This is a genomic window from Psychrobacter sp. NG27 (assembly GCF_016106655.1).
Classification (GTDB): Bacteria; Pseudomonadota; Gammaproteobacteria; order Pseudomonadales; family Moraxellaceae; genus Psychrobacter.
The window spans coordinates 426,087-448,789 of the sequence record NZ_JADGIN010000002.1 but is presented as its reverse complement, the minus strand read 5'-3'; the positions used below and the strand labels follow the sequence as shown (position 1 = coordinate 448,789).

14 protein-coding genes are annotated in these 22,703 nt (G+C 44.7%); 9 read left to right on the top strand and 5 right to left on the bottom strand.

The annotated features are described in order from the left end of the window. Positions 1 to 120: 120 nt before the first annotated feature. Together IP485_RS05335 and IP485_RS05330 are read right to left on the bottom strand one after the other, a co-directional pair. Complete coding sequence (locus IP485_RS05335; protein ID WP_198326335.1) at positions 121 to 834, bottom strand: HAD family hydrolase; 714 nt, start codon at positions 832 to 834, stop codon at positions 121 to 123. A gap of 131 nt (positions 835 to 965) precedes the next feature. Next, positions 966 to 1,976: an RluA family pseudouridine synthase gene (locus IP485_RS05330; protein ID WP_198326334.1), complete on the bottom strand. Its 1,011-nt coding sequence runs from the start codon at positions 1,974 to 1,976 to the stop codon at positions 966 to 968. A gap of 973 nt (positions 1,977 to 2,949) precedes the next feature. Between IP485_RS05330 and IP485_RS13860 the strand changes: the two genes are divergently transcribed. After that, the gene (locus IP485_RS13860) at positions 2,950 to 3,081 is read left to right on the top strand and encodes a hypothetical protein (RefSeq protein WP_265090930.1); all 132 of its coding nucleotides are present in this window, start codon (positions 2,950 to 2,952) and stop codon (positions 3,079 to 3,081) included. 98 nt (positions 3,082 to 3,179) lie between these two features. Further along, positions 3,180 to 7,466, top strand: coding sequence for an Rne/Rng family ribonuclease (locus tag IP485_RS05325; RefSeq protein ID WP_198326333.1), 4,287 nt, complete (start codon positions 3,180 to 3,182; stop codon positions 7,464 to 7,466). Positions 7,467 to 7,581: 115 nt separating this feature from the next. On the opposite strand, the gene IP485_RS05320 is transcribed toward IP485_RS05325, so the two are convergent. Further along, positions 7,582 to 8,511 (bottom strand): DUF808 domain-containing protein, encoded by a 930-nt coding sequence (locus IP485_RS05320; RefSeq protein WP_194363593.1) that lies wholly within the window; start codon positions 8,509 to 8,511, stop codon positions 7,582 to 7,584. A 406-nt stretch (positions 8,512 to 8,917) separates the two neighbouring features. Here IP485_RS05320 and IP485_RS05315 point away from each other — a divergent pair, with 406 nt between their 5' ends. The 5 genes from IP485_RS05315 to IP485_RS05295 all read left to right on the top strand — a co-directional run bounded on the left by IP485_RS05315 (position 8,918) and on the right by IP485_RS05295 (position 15,134). Further along, complete coding sequence (locus IP485_RS05315; RefSeq protein ID WP_198326332.1) at positions 8,918 to 9,772, top strand: DsbC family protein; 855 nt, start codon at positions 8,918 to 8,920, stop codon at positions 9,770 to 9,772. A 379-nt stretch (positions 9,773 to 10,151) separates the two neighbouring features. Continuing rightward, the gene (locus IP485_RS05310; protein ID WP_198326331.1) at positions 10,152 to 11,510 is read left to right on the top strand and encodes a homoserine dehydrogenase; all 1,359 of its coding nucleotides are present in this window, start codon (positions 10,152 to 10,154) and stop codon (positions 11,508 to 11,510) included. 354 nt (positions 11,511 to 11,864) lie between these two features. Beyond that, the gene (locus IP485_RS05305) at positions 11,865 to 13,046 is read left to right on the top strand and encodes a thiolase family protein (protein WP_198326330.1); all 1,182 of its coding nucleotides are present in this window, start codon (positions 11,865 to 11,867) and stop codon (positions 13,044 to 13,046) included. A gap of 411 nt (positions 13,047 to 13,457) precedes the next feature. After that, positions 13,458 to 14,306: a DUF2382 domain-containing protein gene (locus tag IP485_RS05300; protein WP_194363589.1), complete on the top strand. Its 849-nt coding sequence runs from the start codon at positions 13,458 to 13,460 to the stop codon at positions 14,304 to 14,306. Positions 14,307 to 14,558: 252 nt separating this feature from the next. Continuing rightward, entirely contained in the window at positions 14,559 to 15,134 is a 576-nt protein-coding gene (locus tag IP485_RS05295) for a YsnF/AvaK domain-containing protein (protein WP_198326329.1), read from the top strand. Between the two features lie 265 nt (positions 15,135 to 15,399). Here IP485_RS05295 and IP485_RS05290 read toward each other — a convergent pair whose 3' ends face one another. Together IP485_RS05290 and secA are read right to left on the bottom strand one after the other, a co-directional pair. Next, a complete protein-coding gene (locus IP485_RS05290; RefSeq protein WP_198326328.1) occupies positions 15,400 to 15,681 on the bottom strand; it encodes a hypothetical protein in 282 nt (93 codons plus the stop codon). A 324-nt stretch (positions 15,682 to 16,005) separates the two neighbouring features. After that, positions 16,006 to 18,819 carry a preprotein translocase subunit SecA gene (gene secA, locus IP485_RS05285; RefSeq protein ID WP_198326327.1) on the bottom strand — a complete coding sequence of 938 codons (2,814 nt, stop codon included), beginning with the start codon at positions 18,817 to 18,819 and terminating at the stop codon, positions 16,006 to 16,008. A 432-nt stretch (positions 18,820 to 19,251) separates the two neighbouring features. On the opposite strand from secA, the gene mutS reads away from it, so the two are divergent. Further along, positions 19,252 to 22,233, top strand: coding sequence for a DNA mismatch repair protein MutS (gene mutS, locus IP485_RS05280; protein WP_227686443.1), 2,982 nt, complete (start codon positions 19,252 to 19,254; stop codon positions 22,231 to 22,233). A gap of 92 nt (positions 22,234 to 22,325) precedes the next feature. After that, entirely contained in the window at positions 22,326 to 22,649 is a 324-nt protein-coding gene (gene fdxA / locus IP485_RS05275) for a ferredoxin FdxA (protein WP_198326325.1), read from the top strand. The last annotated feature ends 54 nt before the right edge of the window (positions 22,650 to 22,703 follow it).

The following is a 22,703-nucleotide window of genomic DNA, read 5'->3' as shown; positions in this document are numbered from 1 at the left end:
AAAAGTCTTCAACCAAAAAGGGTTTATCGTTATAGCGATAAACCCTTTTTGGTTGCCTGTTTATTCACTCATTATTATCATCGGTGTGATATTAAAATAATAAGAATTATAAAAGCAGCTCTACCCGCATAGCAAATCCACTAGCGCTTGTGGAGTATCAACCTGATAGGTTGGGTTTTGCTCCGCAAGCTCTGCACTCGTTGCCGTACCATAATCAACTGCAATACTGGTCATGCCGAGTGCGGTTGCCATCTGGATATCATAAATGCTATCACCAATAAACACAGCATCAGACACATTTTGCTGCGTGTAGTCTAGAATATCAGTCAGCATCTGCGGATCCGGTTTTGAGCCTGCCTCATCAGCGCAGCGTGTCATCACAAAATAATGATGACTCTGTGAAGCATCTAGTACCCGATCTAGCCCTTTTCTTTTTTTGCCCGTGGCTACCGCTAGTTTTTTACCCTGCTGCTGCAAAGTCTGCAACATAGCTTCTATCGGTGCAAAAAGCGGTGTACTGTGACTGTTGGCAATATAGTAGTCTGCATAACTTTGCTGAATGGCGAGTTTTTGTGACTCATCTGCTTGCCGATATAAAATCTCGATACCTTTCATTAGGCTTAGGCCGATTATATCCTGCACGGCTTTATCCGTCGTCTCGAACCCATGCGCTTCTCCAGCCACATGCATAGAATCAACGATTAAGCCGATTGAATCCATCAACGTCCCATCCCAATCAAAAATAATAAGGGTTTTGTTAGCCAAGCAGTGCTCTGCTACTGGCTGAGCGTTTACGGTAGGTTCTGAGGCATTAACGGTAGCGGGTGTAGTCATGAATATACCTTAACGAATGACAGTAATAAATGGCAGATAGCAAAACGTCACGGTAGCTTATTGATTCAATAAGGTATCGTGACGTTTAGGGATAACATAAAGGCTCTGGCTTACAGCCTATATTTGAAAACCTATTCAGGCAGTTTAATGGTCTCTGGCAACCAATCTGCCATCTCTTCTGGCAATGGCGCAGTGATGGTCTTATAGCCTGGAATGTCTAAGCGCCACGCATGTAGGCATAGACGATGAACGCCCGATTTGTCATGAACGTTGTATTTATCATCGCCCAAGATAGCATGACCGATATGAGCCAAATGCACACGGATTTGATGCGTACGACCGGTTAATGGCTTGGCTTCAATCAAACTCACTGGCTGATCTGCAATCGTAAAACGACCGTGAACGACGATGTCTGTCTGGCTTTCTTTGGATTGTGGGTCTTGCGCATCTACTTTGACGCGGCGTTCACCACTAGCGACTGTATAGCGTAGTAATGACGCATCGATACGCTGCTCATTAAGCGTCGGTTGTCCTTTTGCCAGACACAGATAATGCTTCTGAATGGTTTTATCCACCAAATGCTGCTGCAACACTTTGAGCGTTGAGCGTTTTTTGGAAATCATTAACAAACCTGATGTGTCTTTATCAATGCGATGTATCAATTCTAGGTATTTTTTACCGGTCACTTCACGCATGGCTTCAATCACGCCAAAGTCCAAGCCACTACCGCCGTGAACAGCGATACCAGATGGCTTGTTTAGCACGAGTAATCCCTCGTCTTCATAGACCACACGGGCGAGCAAGCTTTTAGCAAACTCTGTGCTAATGATTGGCTTTTCGCGGGTGGCAAGCACCACTGGTGCGATACGCACGACGTCTTCACGCTGCACTCTATCGTGTGCTTTACAGCGCTTATTATTGACACGTATCTCATCTGAGCGAATCATTTTGTAGATATGCGGTTTTGGTAAGCCCTTTAAGCGGTTCAGCAAAAAGTTATCCAAACGCTGGTCGTGCTGATGGCGTGTCACTTCAAGGTAGTTCACCTTACCGAAGTTACTGATCTCATCGTCAGCGCTTTGTGGGCGTGTTTTGCTATTAAAAATAGCAGGGGCTTCATGGGTAGGAGCGTCGTCAGTCATTTTTGAGTTTGTCATTTTTAGTTAGGTATTTACACAAAGATTTGTTATAGTTTAGCATGTTGAGCGACAATTAAGCAGAGGTTACAACAATAATCATTGTTGTTCCAAATAGTTGACCACCATTTTATCACTTGTCAGTTCTTTACTGCTGGCGAGCAAAGCGGTTTTCTCTATCTACCCTGCTGACATGACACGTTTCATCTGATTTTGAGTGTACTGTCTATTCAAAGCTACTACCTAAAAAAGGTATTACTGACCAAAGATAGCCTCATAAATTAAAAAACTGTACTGAATTTTTTCAGTGCCATAAAATAAATAGTGACACTAGATACCATCGCGTTAATAACTCTGATGATAAATCAGCTTATTGACCGATTACAACATAACATTGACTCACTCATCGCATGACAACGACTTTATTTGATAACCAATCATTATTTAATGATTACTTATCTAATGGTCTTTTACGCCAGCATAGTTGAGCAAGTATGGGTAGTTTAGCGTTAGGATCGAAAAGTAACTCGATAGCTGCCTAAGTATTGGTGGTCAAACAGATGATGATAAAAAGGTGACTATACTACCACGCTGACAAGCTGGCCCTTTACTCTGTTTGCCAAGTACGCCCCGCTGATAACCAAGCTGCGATACCTAACCTTGAAATACCCAAGATATTATTGACGTTATACAAAGAACGATAAATACAGAATCAGCAATCGCTTTACCTGAGTAAAAAATCGCTGAGTGACGCTATTATATATAGCCATCATGACCGCGATATTATTGTTAGACTTTGATGGATGAACAAAAGCAGCACCATGCTTTTTTAATATCAGTATTTTTTAGACCCGTAATTGACCGTCGCAGGTGCTTACAACGTTTGCTGACAATCACTACCAATAGAATGTACTGACTATAAGAGAGCCTCGATACGCTGATACATTCATATATGTACCGAGTTTATTGATGATAAAGTATGAGTACTATAGCCTTACAACCTATACTGTTTATATCCATGTTGTCCTCGCTGACAGCTTCAGGTAAAAAAGCCATTGAAAAAGCCCATGTGCTTTATGAGACCCACGGTTTACGTTCTATCGTTAATTAACATCTGCAACTGCTAATATCGAATTAGCCATACTTGCCACTTTACCTTGATCTAAAAGACTGTTTTATCGTTGTTATGCGTACTCATAGGATATAAATATGAAACGCATTTTAATCAACGCCACTCAAAACGAAGAGATTCGTGTCGCCTTATGTAAAGGCAACCATTTATACGATTTCGATCTAGAAAACCGTACCCGCGAACAAAAAAAATCCAACATCTATAAAGGTCATGTGACTCGTGTCGAGCCATCGCTTGAAGCGGTATTTGTCGAATATGGCTCTCAGCGCCAAGGTTTCTTGCCGATTCGTGAAATCTCTGCCGAATACCTAAGCGGCAATCCACGTGATGAAAACATCAAAAAACTGATTAAAGAAGGCGACGAGCTAATCGTCCAAGTCGAAAAAGAAGAGCGCGGTAATAAAGGCGCTGCCCTATCGACTTATGTCTCTTTGGCTGGTCGCTATTTGGTATTGATGCCAAACAACCCTCGTGGTGGCGGTATCTCACGTCAAATCTCAGGCAAGCTGCGTGAAGATATGAAGCGTATGCTGGGCAATCTTGATTTGCCAAAAGGCATGAGCGTTATCATTCGTACCGCTGGTATTGGTAAAACACAAGAAGACTTACAACACGATTTGAACCACTTGCTTAACATCTGGCAAGCCATTCAAGAACAAAACCAAAAATATCCATCACCGCGCTTGGTTCATCAAGAAGCGGGCGTTGTCACACGTGCTGTCCGTGACTACCTGCGTGATGATATCGCTGAGATTTGGATCGATAACGAAAACGCTTATATCGAAGCCGCTGGCTTTATCGATGCTGTGATGCCAAAGCAAGCAGAAAAGCTACGCAAATATACCGATTATGAGCCGATGTTTTCGCGCTTTAATATCGAAAAACAAATCGAAACCGCCTATCAGCGTGAAGTTCGTCTGCCATCAGGCGGCTCAATCGTGATCGATCAGACCGAAGCATTGGTCTCTATCGACATCAACTCAGCCAAATCGACCAAAGGCTCAGACGTTGCTGAGACCGCTTATCACACCAACCTAGAAGCTGCTGACGAGATTGCCCGTCAACTGCGTCTACGCGATATGGGTGGTTTGATTGTCATTGACTTCATTGACATGAATGACAACAAGCATCAAAAAGAAGTCGAAAAACGTCTGATTGACGCCACCAAATATGACCGTGCACGTGTGCAGTTTGGTGATATTTCTAAATTCGGCCTGATGGAAATGAGCCGTCAGCGTCTACGTCCTTCATTAGAAGAGTCAACGGGTTATATCTGCCCACGTTGCCATGGCAATGGCATGATTCGTGACTTGCGCTCATTGTCGTTATCTATCATGCGTCAGATTGAACAAATCGCTTTAAAAGAGCGTCAAGGTGAAGTACAAGCAGAAGTACCGACTGACATTGCAGCCTTCTTATTAAACGAAAAGCGTGACAGCTTGGTTTATCTTGAGCAAGACAGTGGCACGCGTATCACTATCTTGCCACATGCTCATTTAGAGTCACCAAACTTTAAGCTTCACTTTAACCGTGATGGCTTTGCCCCATCGAGCTATGAGCGCATCACCGATGCTCAGGAACAAGAGCACAGCGATCTTGGCTACAATGTTGACTGGCAAACGGCTGAAAAAGAGCGCCCAGAACAGCAGCCTACTCGCCAGCCACGCCAGCAGCCGAGTGACAATAGTAGCAAACCAAACAGCCCTGCAAGCACGCAGCAGAGCACCGCAGCGACCTCGCAAAACAGCACTGTCAATCATAGCAATGATCGTCGCACTCATAACAATCATAAAAGCTCCGATGCAGCAGCGCCTGTGCAAGCACCGCAAGTAAATAACACTCAGAGTGTTGTTGCACCAGTAGCGACGCAACCACAAAGCGCTCCAGCGCCTGCCCAGCCGCAAGCTGTCGCTTGGTTGTCTAATCTGTTTGCGCAAGCACCGCAAGCCACAACGACACCTAACGTTAGTAGTCGTGATGCCGCAGAAGCGATTGAAGCACTGGTAAATACTGGCGCGCAAAGCCTAGGCTCATTCGGTCAAGTGGATAGCAATGCGCTCAATAACGCAGGCTCAAGTAATGCAGCCACAAACAATGAAAGCCCTACCCAATCAACTGGCAATCAAAAAAATGACAGCCAGCAGTCAGACAATCAGAACAATCGCCAACAGGCCCGTCGTAATAACGATGGCGATGCTGATGAGGGTAGCAGTGAAGACAGAAGAAGACGCAAACCGCGTAAATCTAGATCTTCTAAACCGCGCCCAAGAAAAGACGCAACTGATGAGATAAGTAATACTGTTGATGACAGTGCCACTAGCAATAGCAGCACCTCAAACACTACTGATGACAAACCGTCTGACACGCAAGACCAACGTCAGCAAGACAAGCGTCAACAGGATAATAGACGCACAAACGATCGCAATCGCAACAACCGTCAAGACACCAATCGTCAGGATAGCAGTCGCAACACAAGCGAGCGTAATGAAGCTGACAACGAAGACAGCGCTAAAACCGATGAGCAAACGCGTGCTAAGCGTAAATCGCATAGCCAACGTGGCTCACGTGGCAAGCTAGAGCGCGGTGAGACGCTGACAGCAGACAGTGTCAAGCAAGGCAAGCAGCAGCAAGCTAGAAGCCATGATGCAGCCAATAGCAAAAACCAATCTAGCTCGCGCCGTAGTCAAGACCCTAACGAAGTCGTGCTTCAGGTCAATGAAGCACCGAATCAGCTAAAGCCGTCCGAAGTTGTGCACTTGTCTTTAGATGATAGCAAGTCTACGCAGGCAAAACCGCAGGCGACTGAAAAGCAGAGTACAGCAAACGATGTGGCAAAAAACGAGCGCTCGAAAGATCGCCCTGCGCCGCATCCTGCTCAAAAGACCAATGTTGACGAGCAAAGCGCTGACCAACAGGTTGAGCAGGAAAAAAGTGCTGTAAAAACTCCTGATGTGAAAACTAGCGAAATCAAATCCAGTGACGCCAAAGGTGATGCAAAACAGCCAGTGCAGAACGAGGCACCTAAGCGTGAGCAAAACACTGCTGACGAAAAACCATCGGTAGACGCGCCAGCAGCCTTTATGAACAGTGCTGACCTTGATGCAGACAAGCCTTTAGATAACGTACCATCAGTAGCGACTGATACAAGCGTGACCACTGCTGCGACAGCGCAACAGCCGGAAGTGGCAACTGCAGATGAAAGCAGTTCAAACGAAGGCATTGCCAGTCAGAGCGTAGAGGAAAGCAGTCCAGACCAAGCTAGTAAAGTCAGTGATGCTGTCAGTGCTCAGGCCGATGACAGTAACGCCAAGGCTGTTGATGCCAGCAATACCAGTAGCTCAGCACTTAAGCTGACACACGAGGCATTGTTTGGCACACGCTACGTAACTGCAGAAAAGTTCGGTCAAGCCAGCAACGATCCACGCGTGATTCGTAGTCAGCAATTGCAGACAAAGCAAGCGTCTAAAGTTGAATCACAACCGGCTGTGAAAATGGCAGCCATTGGCAGTAGTGTTGGTACGTTTATCCGCGCAACGTTGCCAGACGCGCAAAATCGCTTGGAAGCTGAGGGCGTTATTAATTGCTTCATCGCGGCGATTGCCTTGTATAAAGACCAAACGCAAACGGCTGATGATACTCAAAGCGTGGTCAGTGACAACAACGATAATGATGCGAGTGAGAGCTTTGACTTTAGCAACTATGGCTATCAGCCATTGGCGGCAGATTACTTGACACGCTTTGGAGCGATGACGCAAGCCGTCAGTCAGTTCGCAGCGGCTCAAGGTAAAACAGACGTTGAATTACCTACTGTCAGTAAGCGTGCTGCCAATGATCCGCGTGGCCAGCATCCTGACTATCAGGAACCAGCTGTCTTGAGCGTACCTGCACCACAGGATGCTGAAAAGAGTGCAGAATCAGCAGTAGACTCTGAGCCAGCCGATAGTGAACTAGACGCTCATGCTGTGGAAGCTAGTGCACTGGTCAATCAAGTACAGACAGACGATGTCAGTGCTGATAGCGAGCAATTGCTAGAAGTTGAGCAAGCGCAATCAGCTGCCAAGCAGGTAGACGTTGAAGCTAGTGACATGCCACAGGTGAACGTGGAAGAGGCCGAGCCAGCAATTGACTCTACCTTAGAGCAACCGACTAAGGAAGAGAGTCAGGCAGCCAAATCCAAAACCACCATCGCCAGTTATAAGAACATGATCGAAAATGTGGCTGAGCAACTGCTGCCGCAAACTGGTATGTTCAATTTGACGACGCCAAAAGTACCTAAGGCTCGCAGCCGTAAGCCTAAGACAGAGCATAAAAAACCCACCCAAGCTGAAAAGCTAGCCTCTGATGAGTCAGACAGTGAAAGCTAATCATTAAGAATGCAAACAAAACCCCAAAGCTGCTAGCAGCTTTGGGGTTTTTTATGTTGAGACAGATAGAACTAGCGTTTTATTCATCAAGCAAATAGCGCTCAGAAACTATCACTTAATGTGCAGAAGAAGCTGTATCATCTTTGCCACGCATTTTATTGATAACAGTCAAAAGTGCCACAACTGCTGCCCCAATAACAAAACCAATAACACCATTAAGCAAAGTCGTCGTCAGACTTTCAAATATGCCTGTCAAACCTGCCAAGTCCTCGACACCATGATGCAAGAAGCCAATGCCGTGTACTAAAATACCACCACCTACCAAGAACATTGCCAACGTACCCGCAATGGATAAAAACTTCATTAGCTTAGGTGCAGCGGCAAACATAAACTTGCCCAGTTTTTGTTTAAAGGCGCCGTCCTGCTCCATCAAATGCAAACCTGCATCATCGATCTTTACGATGCCCGCGACCAAACCATAAATACCAATCGTGATACCAATCGCTAGGATAGATAGTACCAGACTGCGTTCTAATAGTGTCGCCCCTGCGGTTGCCCCTAAGGCAATCACAATGATCTCAGCGGATAAGATGAAATCAGTACGTATCGCGCCTCTAATTTTTTCTTTTTCAAAGGCAACCAAATCTACTGTTTCATCCGCATTGGCTTTGCGGCGTGCGTTCTGCTCTTCATCGTGTGGCAGTGCATGCGGCCAAAAACGATGTATGACTTTTTCAGCACCTTCATAAACCAAGAACAAACCACCACACATCAGCAAAAAAGTAACGAGTGGCGGATATATTGCACTGATCAGCAGTGCGGCCGGTACTAGAATGAGCTTATTGACGAACGAGCCTTTGGCGACCGCCCAAACGACTGGTAGCTCTCGATTGGCTTTAACACCAGTCACTTGCTCAGCATTTAGCGCCAAATCATCGCCTAATACGCCAGCGGTTTTTTTAGCAGCGACTTTGGTCATGACGGATACGTCATCCAATATCACACTGATATCATCAAGTAGAGTTAATAAACTGGCACCTGCCATGTGTGCTCCTTAAAGCAAATTTGTTAAAGTAAGTCGTTCTCAAACAATTAAAACAAAGCATTTTATTCAAATTGTTATAAAAAATATGCTGTTAGCATTAGATTACAAGGGCAAGCCTATATATTACATAGTATAAGTGTATCTTATTTTTTGAATTTGTATTGATAGCTATTCTTTAAAGTTGGCAATATCTGCATTTATTGGATGATGTACTTGAGCTGTCAGTTGACATAAATATGGTAATATAGAGAAGATGACTCTTCACCTTTTATTATCAATAAGTTATAAAAACGTCTTCACTATTAGACCTTTAAAACGTTGCCAAGACACATTACTATATAGAAAAGTTTCTAGCGCTTTTGTATAACGAACTCATGATTAGGCGCGATGCCTATAGGAAACCCGTATGCCGTTCCCCACGATCAAAAATACCACCTTGCGTAACCCTCTTTCTCGTACTGTTTTATCTCGTTTTATGATGAGTGCGCTACTGGTTGGTATCGCTGCTGGCTGCTCAAACAATGCCGCTGATGCAACCAGCAATACCAGTGTTGTAAACGCAGCCCAGACTAAAACCACTCCTACTAAGACCTCAGCTGGTAATGATGCAACCGTGGTAAATGCCTTACAAGCAAACCTAAAGGCTTCTGGCATCGAAGAAAAAATCGTCTCAGCTGTGCCGACAGATATGGATGGTATTTATTGGGTGACTGCTGAGGGACTGCCTTCTTTCTTTACGGATAAATCTGGCAAGCATATTATCCAAGGGCAGATTATTGCTGTTGGTGATGCTGCTCCAGTTGATATCAGTGCTGCTCTGGTTGCCAGTACAGCACAAGAAGCGCTAAAAGCCGTCGATAAAAAAGAGATGATTATTTATCCAGCAAAAGGTGCGACCAAAGCCGTCGTCTATGCCTTTACCGATGCAGACTGTGGCTATTGCCGCAAACTGCATGAAGAGATGGACGATATCAATGCGCGCGGTATCGAAGTGCGTTATTTGGCGTGGCCACGCAGTCAAGAATCCGTACCAAAAATGGAAGCAATTTGGTGCAGTCAAGATCGCAATGCGGCTATGGATCAAGCAAAGATAGGTGCTAATGTACAAGCCCCTAGTTGTGCCACTCCTGTACAGGCGCATATGGCTCTAGGGTCAAGACTTGGTGTACGTGGTACCCCTGCTATCTTTACCGAAACAGGAGAGCAAGTGGGTGGCTACTTACCTGCGGCGCAACTGGCTCAAGCAGTCGGTGCTAACTAATTGTTAGTTTTAGAATTTGATGTCTTTTGGTATTTATAATTCATCTGAACTGATATCAATACAAGAAAGCCCAGCGTGTGCGATACGTTAGTATGCCAAGCAGAGGTTGACGTTATAGTGGTTTTATAGTCAGTAGACGATATGACCTTATCGACATTGTATAGACGTCACAACTGCTTGTCGGTATGATACGATAAAGCGCAATACAAAATTAGCAACACCCTTTTATCTAAGCATTTTTTATTCAACTATAATGAAGTATGTAGACGAAACAGCGATAAAAAAAATGCGCACAGCCTCTAGGTTTAGTACTGTAGGCTCATTTGGCACTGTTATAGCGTTATACTCGCTTCATTATATTTAACCTCTTGAGGATACTGTGAGTAATTCCATCAAACTAGCGATACTTGGTCTGGGCACCGTCGGAACGGGCGTGATCAACCTAATCCATGACAATTTAGATGAGCTAAAACGCCGTAGCGGACGCGATATTATTATTACCGAAGTTGGTACGCGTCGTCAGCGTGACGATATTGATTCAAATATCACGCAAAACAGTGACTTGATGGCAATTGCGGCAAGCGACAATGTCGATATCGTTATCGAAGTAATTGGTGGTACTACCCTAGCCAAAGACGTCATCATGCATGCCATCAAAAATGGCAAACATGTGGTGACGGCTAACAAAGCTTTATTGGCTGAACATGGCAATGAGATCTTCGCCTTCGCTGAAGAAAACAATGTCCATGTCGCTTATGAAGCAGCGGTAGCAGGCGGTATTCCAATTATCAAGGTGATGCGTGAAGCACTTGCTGCCAATAAAATTGATTGGCTCGCAGGTATCATCAACGGTACTGGCAACTTTATCATGACTGAAATGCGTGACAAAGGTCGCCCATTTGCCGATGTATTGGCCGAAGCACAAGAGCTGGGTTATGCAGAAGCAGACCCAACTTTCGATGTCGAAGGTATCGATGCTGCTCATAAACTGGCACTACTTGCCTCGATCGCGTTTGGTATTCCGCTACAGTTTGATAAAGTCTACTGTGAAGGTATCACGGGTATCACGTTACAAGATGTCAACTATGCCGAAGAGCTTGGTTACCGTATCAAGCACCTAGGGTTTGCCGTACGCCGTGATGGTCAAGGCAATGCTGATGATGCTGGTATCGAGCTGCGCGTACATCCGACGCTGATTCCGCAAGATGCGTTGCTTGCTAACGTCAATGGCGTAAAGAATGCGGTACTGGTCAACTCGCATCCACTTGGACAGACGCTGTATTGCGGTGATGGTGCAGGCGCTGGTGCAACTGCTTCTGCGGTGATGGCCGATGTCATGGATTTGGTCCGTGTCCTAGGCAATACCGACTGTGACGATCAAGGCAACAGCAATCAAAACAACCATGGTCATCATGTGCCGCATCTTGCGTTTATTCCTGAACAGCTGTCAGATACGCCGATATTGCGTGCTGAGCAGATGATCACTGGATACTACTTACGTGTACATGCTAGTGACAATCCAGGTGTACTCGCGGATATCACTCGTATCTTGAGCGACGCTGGCATCAATATCGATGCTATTTTGCAAAAACCTGCCCATAAAGTGGGCCAAGTACCCGTCATTATCCTGACGCTACCTGTGGTCGAAAGCCAGATGAATCTGGCGATTGAAAAAATCGAAAAACTAGAGACTATTACTGATAAAGTAGTACGCATTCGCTTAGATGAGCTGGCATAGATAACACAAGCTTGGTGGCCAACGAGCGTTTGACCTTGGGGCGTGTTGAACATTCAAATATTAGGGCTGCTGATTGTTAAAATTGCACCCAACTAGGCGCAAGCCGACGATAATGTCGAGACCTTAGCTAGGCTTGCAACAACGTTTGAGGTGATTTTAGCATCAGCCTTTCAGGGCAGTACTCTTTTTTGCCAATATATGGCGAAATTGTTTAACCTAGAATGACTAGGTATCAAAAATTTCACTGCATATTGTCTAGAAAATAGTCACTGCCAGCACCACATTTGAATGTTCAACACGCCCCAATCAAAATAAAACACTTTTATTTAAAATACGTGAAAAGGAATAATAACGATGTCAAATGATGCAATTGTAATCTTAAACAGCGCTCGTACACCAATGGGCGGTTTTCAAGGTGTCCTAAAAGACATGAGCGCCACAGACCTTGGTGCTGCTGCAATCAAAGCCGCTGTCGAACGTTCTGGCGTTAGCGCTGATAACATTGATGAAGTTATCATGGGTTGTATCTTGACCGCAGGTTTGGGTCAAGGCCCTGCCCGTCAAGCGATGCGTAAAGCAGGTCTGTCTGACGCAACTGGTGCTGTGACGATCAATAAGCTGTGCGGCTCAGGTCTGAAAGCAGTCATGCAAGCACATGATGGTATCAAATCGGGTAGCTTCAATGTGGCTGTCGCAGGTGGTATGGAATCAATGACCAACGCGCCTTATCTCATGCCAGGGTCACGTGGCGGCTACCGTATGGGTCACAAAGAAGTCAAAGATCATATGTTCTTAGACGGTCTAGAGGATGCTGAAACTGGTAAACTCATGGGCATGTTTGCGCAAGAAATGGCAGATGAAAAAGGCTATACCCGTGAGCAAATGGATGAGTTCGCCATTGAATCATTGAACCGTGCACTCACTGCTATCAAAGATGGTCACTTCGCAGACGAGATCGAGCCTGTTACCTTTAAAACCCGTAAAGGTGATCAGACGGTTGATACTGATGAGCAGCCAGCACTTGCCAATGCCGATCGCATCCCTACACTACGTCCTGCCTTTGCAAAAGAGGGTACGATTACGGCAGCAAATGCCAGCTCAATCTCTGATGGTGCGGCTGCGGTTGTTGTGATGAAAGAGTCACAAGCAAAAGCTGAAGGTCGGGATTATCAAGCCCGCATCATTGCGACTGCCTCTAACTCACGTCACCCAAGTGAGTTCACCATTGCCCCGATTGGCGCAATCGAAAAAGTACTAGCAGGTGCAGGTTGGTCTGTAGCAGATGTTGATCTATGGGAAATCAATGAAGCATTTGCCATGGTCACAATGGCCGCTATGGACGAGTTAAAGATCGATCATGCCAAAGTAAACGTCGAAGGCGGTGCTTGTGCGCTTGGTCATCCAGTCGGCTGTTCTGGTGCCCGTATTCTTATCACACTCATCAACTCTCTCAAACGTACTGGCGGCAAAAAAGGCGTCGCCACGCTATGTATCGGTGGTGGTGAAGCGGTAGCAGTCGCTATTGAATTGCCTTAAATATCTATAGATTTTGAGCGTATTGTTTTAAGACAACATAACGTGCAAAATATTTGATGATAATCTAATATTTAGTATGTATTAAAAACCGCATAGCATTTTGCTTTGCGGTTTTTTTGTGTCTAATCATAGAAAACAATCGTTCAATATTTCTCTTTGTAAAGCTGCGTCAACTTATACCCCTTTCTCTGTTATAGCGCTTACAGCCTATTACACGCAATTACGCCAAGTGCACACTTCGCTACCTTGCTCATATATATCACTCAGAATCATGATGTTAGGATAGCCACAAGTTGATGCAAAGACTATCTACATCGTTTAGCACTCGATTTACTTTATTTCCAGAAATTAAAAAATAACTACTAAATATTATAATTAAAAGCAATTAACTCACAAAAAAGGAAGACAATAATGAGCCAACTAATTCGTTTAAAAGATATTCAAGCAACTCACCATGACCTAATCGGTGATGACTATTATGATCCGACAAATAAAACAGCTTACGGTGTTAATGAAGAAAAAATCGGTAAGATTGAAGGGGCTTTGGTAGAAGATACCACTGGTCGCATTCGTTACCTTATCGTTGATGCAGGTGGCTGGTTTAGCTCAAAAGAAGTATTGGTACCAGCAGGATTAGCACGTATTGTTGGTGATGATGTGTTCTTTGATAGCTTGACCAAAGGACAGGTCGAGGCCATGGAAGTCTACGATCACGACTATCAATACAGTTACAAAGATCAGTACGAAAAAGACCGTCAAGCATTCTCATCTGATATCGTTCCTGCCACAGAGCGTATGGAAATTGCAGATCATGCCTATGACGCACCAAATACGTTGGAGCTATTAGAAGAGCGTCTAACTGTCAATAAAGATCGTATCGTAGCAGGCTTAGTTAAAGTCGGTAAGCATGTAGTCACTGAAGAGCGCAACGTCGATGTTGAGCTTGAAGAAGAACATGCCAATATCCAGCGTACTAATGTAGATCGTCCAACAGATCGTCGTATCGGTGATGTGAACGGTAACGAAGCAATTGAAGTTGAATTACAAGCTGAACGCGCCCGTGTTGGTAAAGAAACCTATGTATCAGAAGAGGTCAATGTTGGCAAAACAACTGAACGCCATACTGAGACCATCATTGAAACTATCCAGCGTGAAGAATTGGATGTCAATGATGATGGTCACGTAGTTGATCGCGAAGGCAATATCGTTGACCGTGATGATATCACTGCTGAAGATGTACGCCACGCTCGTGGTATGTAATATGCCGATATGTCACATTGTTAATAAGAGATATTTTTTAGACTATTAGCTAAATGTGACGGTATTTATTAGTTAGTTGAGATTTAGCTAAACGCATTTATTTATTAGATTAAGATCAGGGCATGTCTCTGGTCTTTTTTGTATCAGTAGTTTGAGTAAATGGTCTATAGTAGAGATAGAGAATCAGACATCTCGTTGTATGACCTTTTTAGCTTTCATGATCCAACATTTTATAATTATAAGGAGATAACCATGAGCATCAATAAAGAAAATAATCTGCCTCAAAATAGCTTAATTAATGAACAAGACGCATCGCGTAACCAAACGAAAAACATGGTCAATATTGGCCATCTCGAACTATTAGAAGAGCGTCCCGTCATCAATAAAGAGCGATTGGATGTTGGTAAAGTGACCGTCACCAAACATGCCCGTACCAAGACCATAAATATCCCAATTGAGCTTGTCGAAGAATACATCACCATTCGCACTGACTATCATGATGCGGAGAGTCAAGACTTACTCTCTGGTGATTACGACGAAAAAGACATATTACGCCATGTCGAGCCGTCATTAGATAGCAAAGCTGTCGTGACCATCAATGGCAAACAAATAGAAGTCGGCGATGATCCTATCGAAATCGTGGTCTCGCGCCAAGTAGCCACCATCACCAAAGACACTTATGTCATTCAAGAAATTGATATTGATAAAAGCACGCACGTACATACGGATAGCATCCAAGTAGAACTCAAGCACGAGGAGCTAGATGTGACTGAAGAAGGGTTTCTAGCGCATGGGTCGCGCGGTAAAGACGTGACTCCATCAGAGTAGATGAGAGGTTGGTTAAACTGAACACATGGCTATTCCCATGATTATGAGAAAATGCTGAGCTATTAGATATTTCATTATGGTATAGATATCAGATGGCACTGATGTAGAATGGCGCTGATATAAAATAGTACAGATATAAAAAAGCAACGCGAGTATCACGTTGCTTTTTTTTGCTCATCGCATGGTCATTACTGTTTATTGGTTTAAGTCGCGCTGACCTTTACTTCAGGAGTGCATAGATAAGACCTTTGCGTCTCGCTACCATCTACTGAGCCACTGTCTCACTCTCTACTTCATCGCTCGCTACTTCATCGCTTACTACTTCATCGTCCGCTACTTCACTGACTGTCGTGTCTTCAGTATTGACGATGATATCATTGGGTTCAGCCGGTTCAGCTGACATTGGTACAACCTCTTCGGTATCGACACCCTCTTCTGACCCTGACTCCGTTTCTGACTGCTGACAAGCGCTGAGCGTTAACGCACCAGCAAGCAACCCTACCAACGCTACGGAAGTACGTAGCTGTTTTAACGACGCTAAACTCATGACACTCTCCAAAATAAATATGTTGAACACTATAGCCTGTCCATAAATTCACGCCTATGCTGAATTTGTAAGCAATCAATACAACAGGTTTGCATATTTTATAGACGTATAGTCAATCTTCTATAAAAGAGTGACAGCGTTAACCTCGCTTGAAGTATCGCATATACATCTACACTCGGTTGCCTTGTCTCTCTATTAAACCAAATCAACTATATATTCTGTTTCTAGAAAGATCATTCGATGAATATAAAAAGCCCCTATCTAGAATAGACAAGGGCTTTTTATATTCTTCAGCTTATAAGTACAAACTGATGGCAATAAAAACTAGATTTTACCATGGCATTGTTTGTATTTGAGACCTGATCCACAAGGACAAGCGGCGTTGCGACTGATATTCATACCTGCATATGGATTAGGCTCACTAGCACTAGCACTAGCATTGTCACCACTACCTGATACACCTGTACTCACGCCAGCTGCGGCGATACCGCTATTGATACCTCGATTCTGTGGGTTTGGCTGAGCAGCTGAACGGTTCGCACCACTGTCCAAATTATCCACATCATCATGCTCAAACTGCATTTGCATATGTGCTGCATTCTCACGCTGCTGTATTTCCAACGCTTCTAGCTCTTCTTTGGTTGGAATATGCACACGTGATAGATCTTGTACGGTCTCAGACTTAATCGCACCAAGCATCATCTGAAACAATTCAAACGACTCACGCTTGTACTCTTGTTCAGGGTTTTTCTGTGCATAGCCGCGCAGATGAATACCTTTACGCAGCTGATCCATCTGTGTCAGATGCTCTTTCCAGTGCTTGTCTAAGCTTTGGAGCATAAAGTGACGCTCAAGCTGTGCGGCATCTTTTTCACCCATTTGCTCACGGCGCTCATGATAACGAGCAACAGCGGTTTGGATAATTTTTTCGCGTAATCCTTCTTCGTCTAGACGACGATCTTCATCTAGCCAATCATTGATCGGCATCGGTATCTTAAACTCATCTTCCAGCTCATCCTCTAACCCATCGACGTTCCACTGGTCATCGATAGACCCTGGCGGGATAAACTGGTTGATCAGGGCGGTATAGATTTCATGATGCATGGTCTCAATGGCTTTTAATAAATCCATCTCAGCCAGTAGATCATCACGCTGTCCATAGATGACTTTACGTTGCTCATTGGCAACATCGTCATATTTGAGCAGGTTTTTACGGGCATCAAAATCGCGACTCTCTACTTTTCCTTGCGCGTTCTCAATAGATTTGGACACCATCTTATGCTCGATGGCTTCGTCTTCTTTTAGACCCATGGCACGCATCATGTTGACCACACGATCACCTGCGAAAATACGCATCAAGTCGTCTTCAAGCGATAAGAAAAAGCGCGACATGCCAGGATCGCCTTGACGACCAGCACGACCACGTAACTGGTTATCGATACGGCGTGATTCATGACGCTCAGAACCAATAATATGTAGACCGCCAGCCGCCACGACTTGGTCATGCTTGATTTGCCATTGGGCTTTTAGGCGCTGCATCTCTTCTGGACTGACCGAGTCAATATCTTCGATAAATGACTGCCAGTTACCACCTAGAATAATATCCGTACCACGACCTGCCATGTTGGTGGCAATGGTAACAGACTTAGGGCTACCTGCCTGTGCGATAATTTCGGCTTCACGCTCGTGCTGCTTGGCATTTAAAACATTATGCTTAACGCCCTCTTGATCGAGCAGATAAGACAGCTCTTCACTGGCTTCAATTGTTGCTGTACCAACCAGTACTGGCGCACCTTTGGCTTGAATGTCTTTGATCTCGCGGATGATGCCTTTGTATTTTCCTAACTTGGTTAAGAATATCTGGTCATCCATATCGATACGAGCAATCGGCTCATGCGTTGGAATGACAATAACATCCAAATCATATGTCGATTTAAATTCTGCTGCTTCGGTATCAGCCGTACCGGTCATACCAGACAGTTTGTCATATAGGCGGAAAAAGTTCTGGAATGTCGTCGTCGCAAGCGTTTGGTTTTCTGCTTGAATCTCAACGTTTTCTTTGGCTTCGACTGCTTGATGCAGACCTTCTGACCAGCGACGACCCGGCATGGTACGACCAGTGTTTTCATCAACGATGACCACTTCGCCTTCATCGACAATATAGTGAACATTTTTGACAAACACATGATGCGCACGAATAGCTGCTTGAACGTGTGCCAATAGTGGCAAACGACTTGGGCTGTATAAGCTTTCGTTTTCACCCAGCTCACCCACTTCGATTAGGAAGCGCTCAATTTTTTCATAGCCTTTTTCGCTGATTTCAATCTGGCGATTCTTTTCATCAATCCAGAAGTCTTCTTCTTCATTGTTCTTGTTTGCTTCTTCGTCCTTTGAACGGATAAGCACAGGAATAATGGTGTTAATCAGCGCATACATGCGTGATGAATCTTCAGCTTGTCCTGAAATAATCAGCGGCGTACGAGCTTCATCAATCAAGATTGAGTCAATCTCATCAATGATACAAAAGTTTAGCGGACGCTGTTTTTTCTCTTTTAGACTAAAAACCATGTTGTCGCGCAGATAGTCAAAGCCGTATTCGTTGTTGGTACCGTAAGTGATGTCTGCTTGATAGGCCGCTATTTTTTCGAGTGGCGGCTGCTGTGAATAAATCACGCCAACAGTCATACCCAAAAATCCGAACAGCGGGCGGTTCAATTCAGCATCACGCGCTGCCAAATAATCATTGACCGTGACCAAATGCACGCCTTTACCACTGATCGCGTTCAGATACATGGCCAAGGTTCCCATTAGGGTTTTACCTTCACCAGTTTTCATCTCAGCAATTTTGCCTTCGTGCAAAGTGATACCACCAATCAGCTGCACATCATAGTGACGCATACCATTGACACGTAATGATGCTTCGCGGCAGACGGCAAACGCCTCTGGCAATAGCGCATCTAAGCTTTCGCCTTTTTGATGACGTGCTTTAAATTCTTCGGTTTTTTGTTGTAGTTGCTCATCAGACAAAGCTTGTATTTCAGCCTCTCGTGCGTTGATCTTGCTGACCACTTTACGCATGCGTTTTAATTCGCGGTCATTTTTGGTGCCAACCACACTGCCTATAATCTTTGATAACATAATTTTTTGACCTATGGAATATTCGATAATTAGTGCGCATTAGCCAAAGCTTAGCTCTTTGCCTTGTCATCACCCGACTAAGTACTACCTAATTTAGTATCGCCCAATTAAGTGTGCCATCATTATATATGGTTATGGCGCTGATGGATACAAGGGCGGCGAGTAGATATTTGTCGCCCTAAAAACGCGGTAAGACGTGTTAAAATGGCACAGTTAATCTCAAGATATTATATTGATAAAACCCCATCTAAGTACCAAAAGAGACTCTGCATGACCGTAAAGCCGTCCATTCAAAATAGCAATGCAAATCCTGCGCCATCAAACGATACTGTTTCAAACGGTACTTTTTTAAACAATGCTGTATCTAAACAAGACACCTCTGATCGTTTAAGTGTCGGCGATACCATCTATTACTTAGCAGATCATACGCCGATGATGGTGCAATATCTGACCATGAAAGCCAACTATCCACAAGCACTGCTGCTGTACCGGATGGGCGATTTTTATGAGCTGTTTTTTGATGATGCCAAACGCGCCGCGCAGATATTAGACATCACTTTGACTCGCCGTGGTACGGACAAAGCAGGCAACACGATTGCCATGGCAGGCGTACCATTTCATGCTGCCGATAGTTACATGGCACGCCTGATTGCTGCTGGGCAAACGGTGGTCGTCTGTGAGCAGATAGATGAATCAGCTACTGACAGTACGAGTGATAAACCCAATATCCCTGCGATGGGCGATAAGCAAAAGAAAGACAAGAGCAAATCTGGTGCTGGCATTATGCGCCGCGAAGTGGTCAAAACACTTACAGCGGGAACCATTACTGACGATGCATTAATTGCGCCCAATCATACGCCTACGGTCGTCGCCATTGATATTGCCATGCCTAAGGCAAATAGCAAACAACCCATGCAAGCGGCTATCAGTCAACTGGACTTGGCAGCTGGCACGCTGACGACACAGACCTTGCTTACCAGCAGTGATGATATTAAAGATCTACAAGCCCAGATGCTCACAGTATTGGCGCGCTTTGCGCCCAGTGAGTGCATCATTAGCGAAGCACTTAACGATAGTATCAGTAATATTGGCGGTACTGATGCAGAGTGGCTGCTGTGGCTGCGTCAAAATCTAGACTGCCCTATCATAGAAGTCGCGGCAAATGACTTTCATCGCGAGCATGCCAGCGACACCCTTTGCCAACAGTTTGAAGTTCAACGCCTTGATGGATTAGGAATTCATAACGCACCACTGGCACAATCTAGTTGCGCAGCGCTCATTCACTATGCACGCCAAACCCAGCAACGCCACGTGCCTCAAGTGAACCAACTCATTGTCGAGTACAGCGATGACTACCTCATTATCGATGCCAATAGCCAACAAAACCTTGAACTGTTTACGCCCGTTAGTAGCAGTGGCACCTCATTAATATCTGTGCTCAATCACTGTCAGACACCCATGGGCAAGCGACTACTGGTACAGCAAATGAAGCGCCCACTGCGCCAACATGCGCGTATCAATATGCGCTTGGATGCGATTAATCATCTATTACACACAGAGCGCTCGGCAGCCGACACGGATGTAGACTTAACACGCAGCTCGTTAGTCACAAATCTACGCGACACCCTCAACACCATTGGTGACATCGAGAGAATCAGTAGTCGCATCGGACTCATGAGCGCCAAACCTCGTGACTTACGTAAACTCGCCGACGGTATCGCCAGCAGCGCGCAGCTTACTACCCTACTCAATGAGTCAGGTATCAGCCATGAGCAGTCAGGACTGTTGCCAATACTCATGCAGCAATTACCTGCTCAGTTATCTGCCGTCCAATCGGTAGCCGAATTAATTGAGCGCACCATTATCATCGAGCCACCTGCACACATTCGTGATGGTGGTATGTTGGCGGCAGGCTATGATAACGAGTTCGATCGTCTTACCCACTTGCATGACAATATCCAATCGACGCTAGATGAGATGGTCGAACGCGCCCGTCAGGACAGTCAACTGCCCAGTTTAAAAGTAGGTTTTAATAAAGTCAGCGGCTTTTACTTTGAGCTGCCCAAGATGCAAGCAAAAAATGCGCCTGCTCACTTTATCCGTCGGCAAACACTGAAAAGTAGTGAGCGTTTCATCACTGATGAGCTAAAAGACGTCGAGACAGAATACCTAAGCGCACAGTCATTGGCTTTAGCCCGTGAAAAGCAACTGTATCAAGAACTACTAAACCAGTTAAACGAAAACTTAGCTGAACTACAACAGCTGAGTGCAGCTATCGCCCAAATAGACGTACTAAGCAACTGGGCACAGCTTGCGACGACTTATCATTGGCAGCGTCCAATCATGGGTCATGAAGCAAAAGATCAAAATGAGTCGATAATACATGAAACCAGCATTGATATTCGTCAAGGTCGTCACGTCGTGGTCGAAGCGGCGCTAAACCCCGCTAATACGAATACCAAAACTGTGAATACCACGCACAAGAGCCACTTCGTTGCCAATGATTGTGCACTAGGCAGTCTCGAAAACCTTGAGCGACTACTGATGATTACTGGCCCTAATATGGGTGGAAAATCTACCTATATGCGCCAAACGGCTCTGATAGTCTTGCTCGCTCATTGCGGCAGTTTTGTGCCAGCTGAGCATGCGCATATTGGTGACATTGATCGTATCTTTACACGCATTGGCTCAGCAGATGATTTGGCAGGTGGCAAATCTACATTTATGGTGGAGATGATCGAGACGGCTAATATCTTGAATCAAGCCACCAGTAAATCATTGGTACTGATGGACGAAGTCGGGCGAGGTACAGCGACCACTGATGGTCTCGCCATTGCCCATGCTTGTGTCAATCGCTTGGTGGAGATTGGTTGCCTGACATTATTTGCCACCCATTATTTTGAGCTGACGCAATTGGCAGAAGATTTAACAGAGAACGGTGAAAATCATCATGCTAGCATTCGCAATGTGCATGTAGCAGCCAGTGAAATCGATGGTCAATTATTATTACTTCATCAAATAAAAGATGGCGCAGCAAGCTCCAGCTTTGGACTACATGTCGCAAAAATGGCAGGGATTCCCACGCAAGTGCTGGATGATGCCAAACGCTACTTGGCTGATAATTTAAATATAGACACGACTAACGCCGAAAATAGCAAAATCATTGATGACAAAAATGAATTAGTTAAGTCAGTAACGGATAAACGGCAGGTAGCATCTCTATATAACGGACAAGATAATGGCCAAGTATCAGATACTATCAATGTTAATGAAAGCCAGAAGAATTACACTATTTCAGAACAAAATCAATTGTTTAGTCTACAAGACGAGATAAGCGCTATCGATCCTGATAGCTTAACACCCAAGCAAGCACATGATTTACTGTATCATCTGAAAAAGATCATGAGTCATTAAAGAGAATTGTCAAACCGTCGTAAAGGCGCTAAAATATGAGTTATTTTCTAGCGCTTCTATTTAGCCCCATCAAATAACAGGTAGACCTCACTATGACCTTTGTCGTTACAGATAACTGCATTCTTTGCAAATACACCGACTGTGTGGAAGTCTGTCCTGTGGACTGCTTTTATGAAGGCCCAAACTTCCTCGTCATCGATCCTGATGAGTGCATCGACTGCGCACTATGCGAGCCTGAATGTCCGGCCAATGCCATCTTCTCAGAGGATGAAGTACCAAAAGATCAAGAAATGTTCACTCAGCTAAATGAAGAGCTGGCACAAAAATGGCCAAACATCACAGAGATGAAAGGCCAAATGCCAGAAGCCGCTAAGTGGGATGGCGTAGAAGGTAAGATTCAGTATTTAGAAAAGTGATTTATTCTTTAGAACCGTTCAATGTATTAAACCAATAAAAAACCACTCAGTAGC

Excerpts from the sequence above, each read along its gene's own strand:
- IP485_RS05335 (WP_198326335.1), bottom strand. The coding sequence starts at position 834 with ATGACTACACCCGCTACCGTTAATGCCTCAGAACCTACCGTAAACGCT.
- IP485_RS05330 (WP_198326334.1), bottom strand. The coding sequence starts at position 1,976 with ATGACTGACGACGCTCCTACCCATGAAGCCCCTGCTATTTTTAATAGC.
- IP485_RS13860 (WP_265090930.1), top strand. The coding sequence starts at position 2,950 with ATGAGTACTATAGCCTTACAACCTATACTGTTTATATCCATGTTGTCC.
- IP485_RS05325 (WP_198326333.1), top strand. The coding sequence starts at position 3,180 with ATGAAACGCATTTTAATCAACGCCACTCAAAACGAAGAGATTCGTGTC.
- IP485_RS05320 (WP_194363593.1), bottom strand. The coding sequence starts at position 8,511 with ATGGCAGGTGCCAGTTTATTAACTCTACTTGATGATATCAGTGTGATA.
- IP485_RS05315 (WP_198326332.1), top strand. The coding sequence starts at position 8,918 with ATGCCGTTCCCCACGATCAAAAATACCACCTTGCGTAACCCTCTTTCT.
- IP485_RS05305 (WP_198326330.1), top strand. The coding sequence starts at position 11,865 with ATGTCAAATGATGCAATTGTAATCTTAAACAGCGCTCGTACACCAATG.
- IP485_RS05300 (WP_194363589.1), top strand. The coding sequence starts at position 13,458 with ATGAGCCAACTAATTCGTTTAAAAGATATTCAAGCAACTCACCATGAC.
- IP485_RS05295 (WP_198326329.1), top strand. The coding sequence starts at position 14,559 with ATGAGCATCAATAAAGAAAATAATCTGCCTCAAAATAGCTTAATTAAT.
- IP485_RS05290 (WP_198326328.1), bottom strand. The coding sequence starts at position 15,681 with ATGAGTTTAGCGTCGTTAAAACAGCTACGTACTTCCGTAGCGTTGGTA.
- secA (WP_198326327.1), bottom strand. The coding sequence starts at position 18,819 with ATGTTATCAAAGATTATAGGCAGTGTGGTTGGCACCAAAAATGACCGC.
- mutS (WP_227686443.1), top strand. The coding sequence starts at position 19,252 with ATGATGGTGCAATATCTGACCATGAAAGCCAACTATCCACAAGCACTG.
- fdxA (WP_198326325.1), top strand. The coding sequence starts at position 22,326 with ATGACCTTTGTCGTTACAGATAACTGCATTCTTTGCAAATACACCGAC.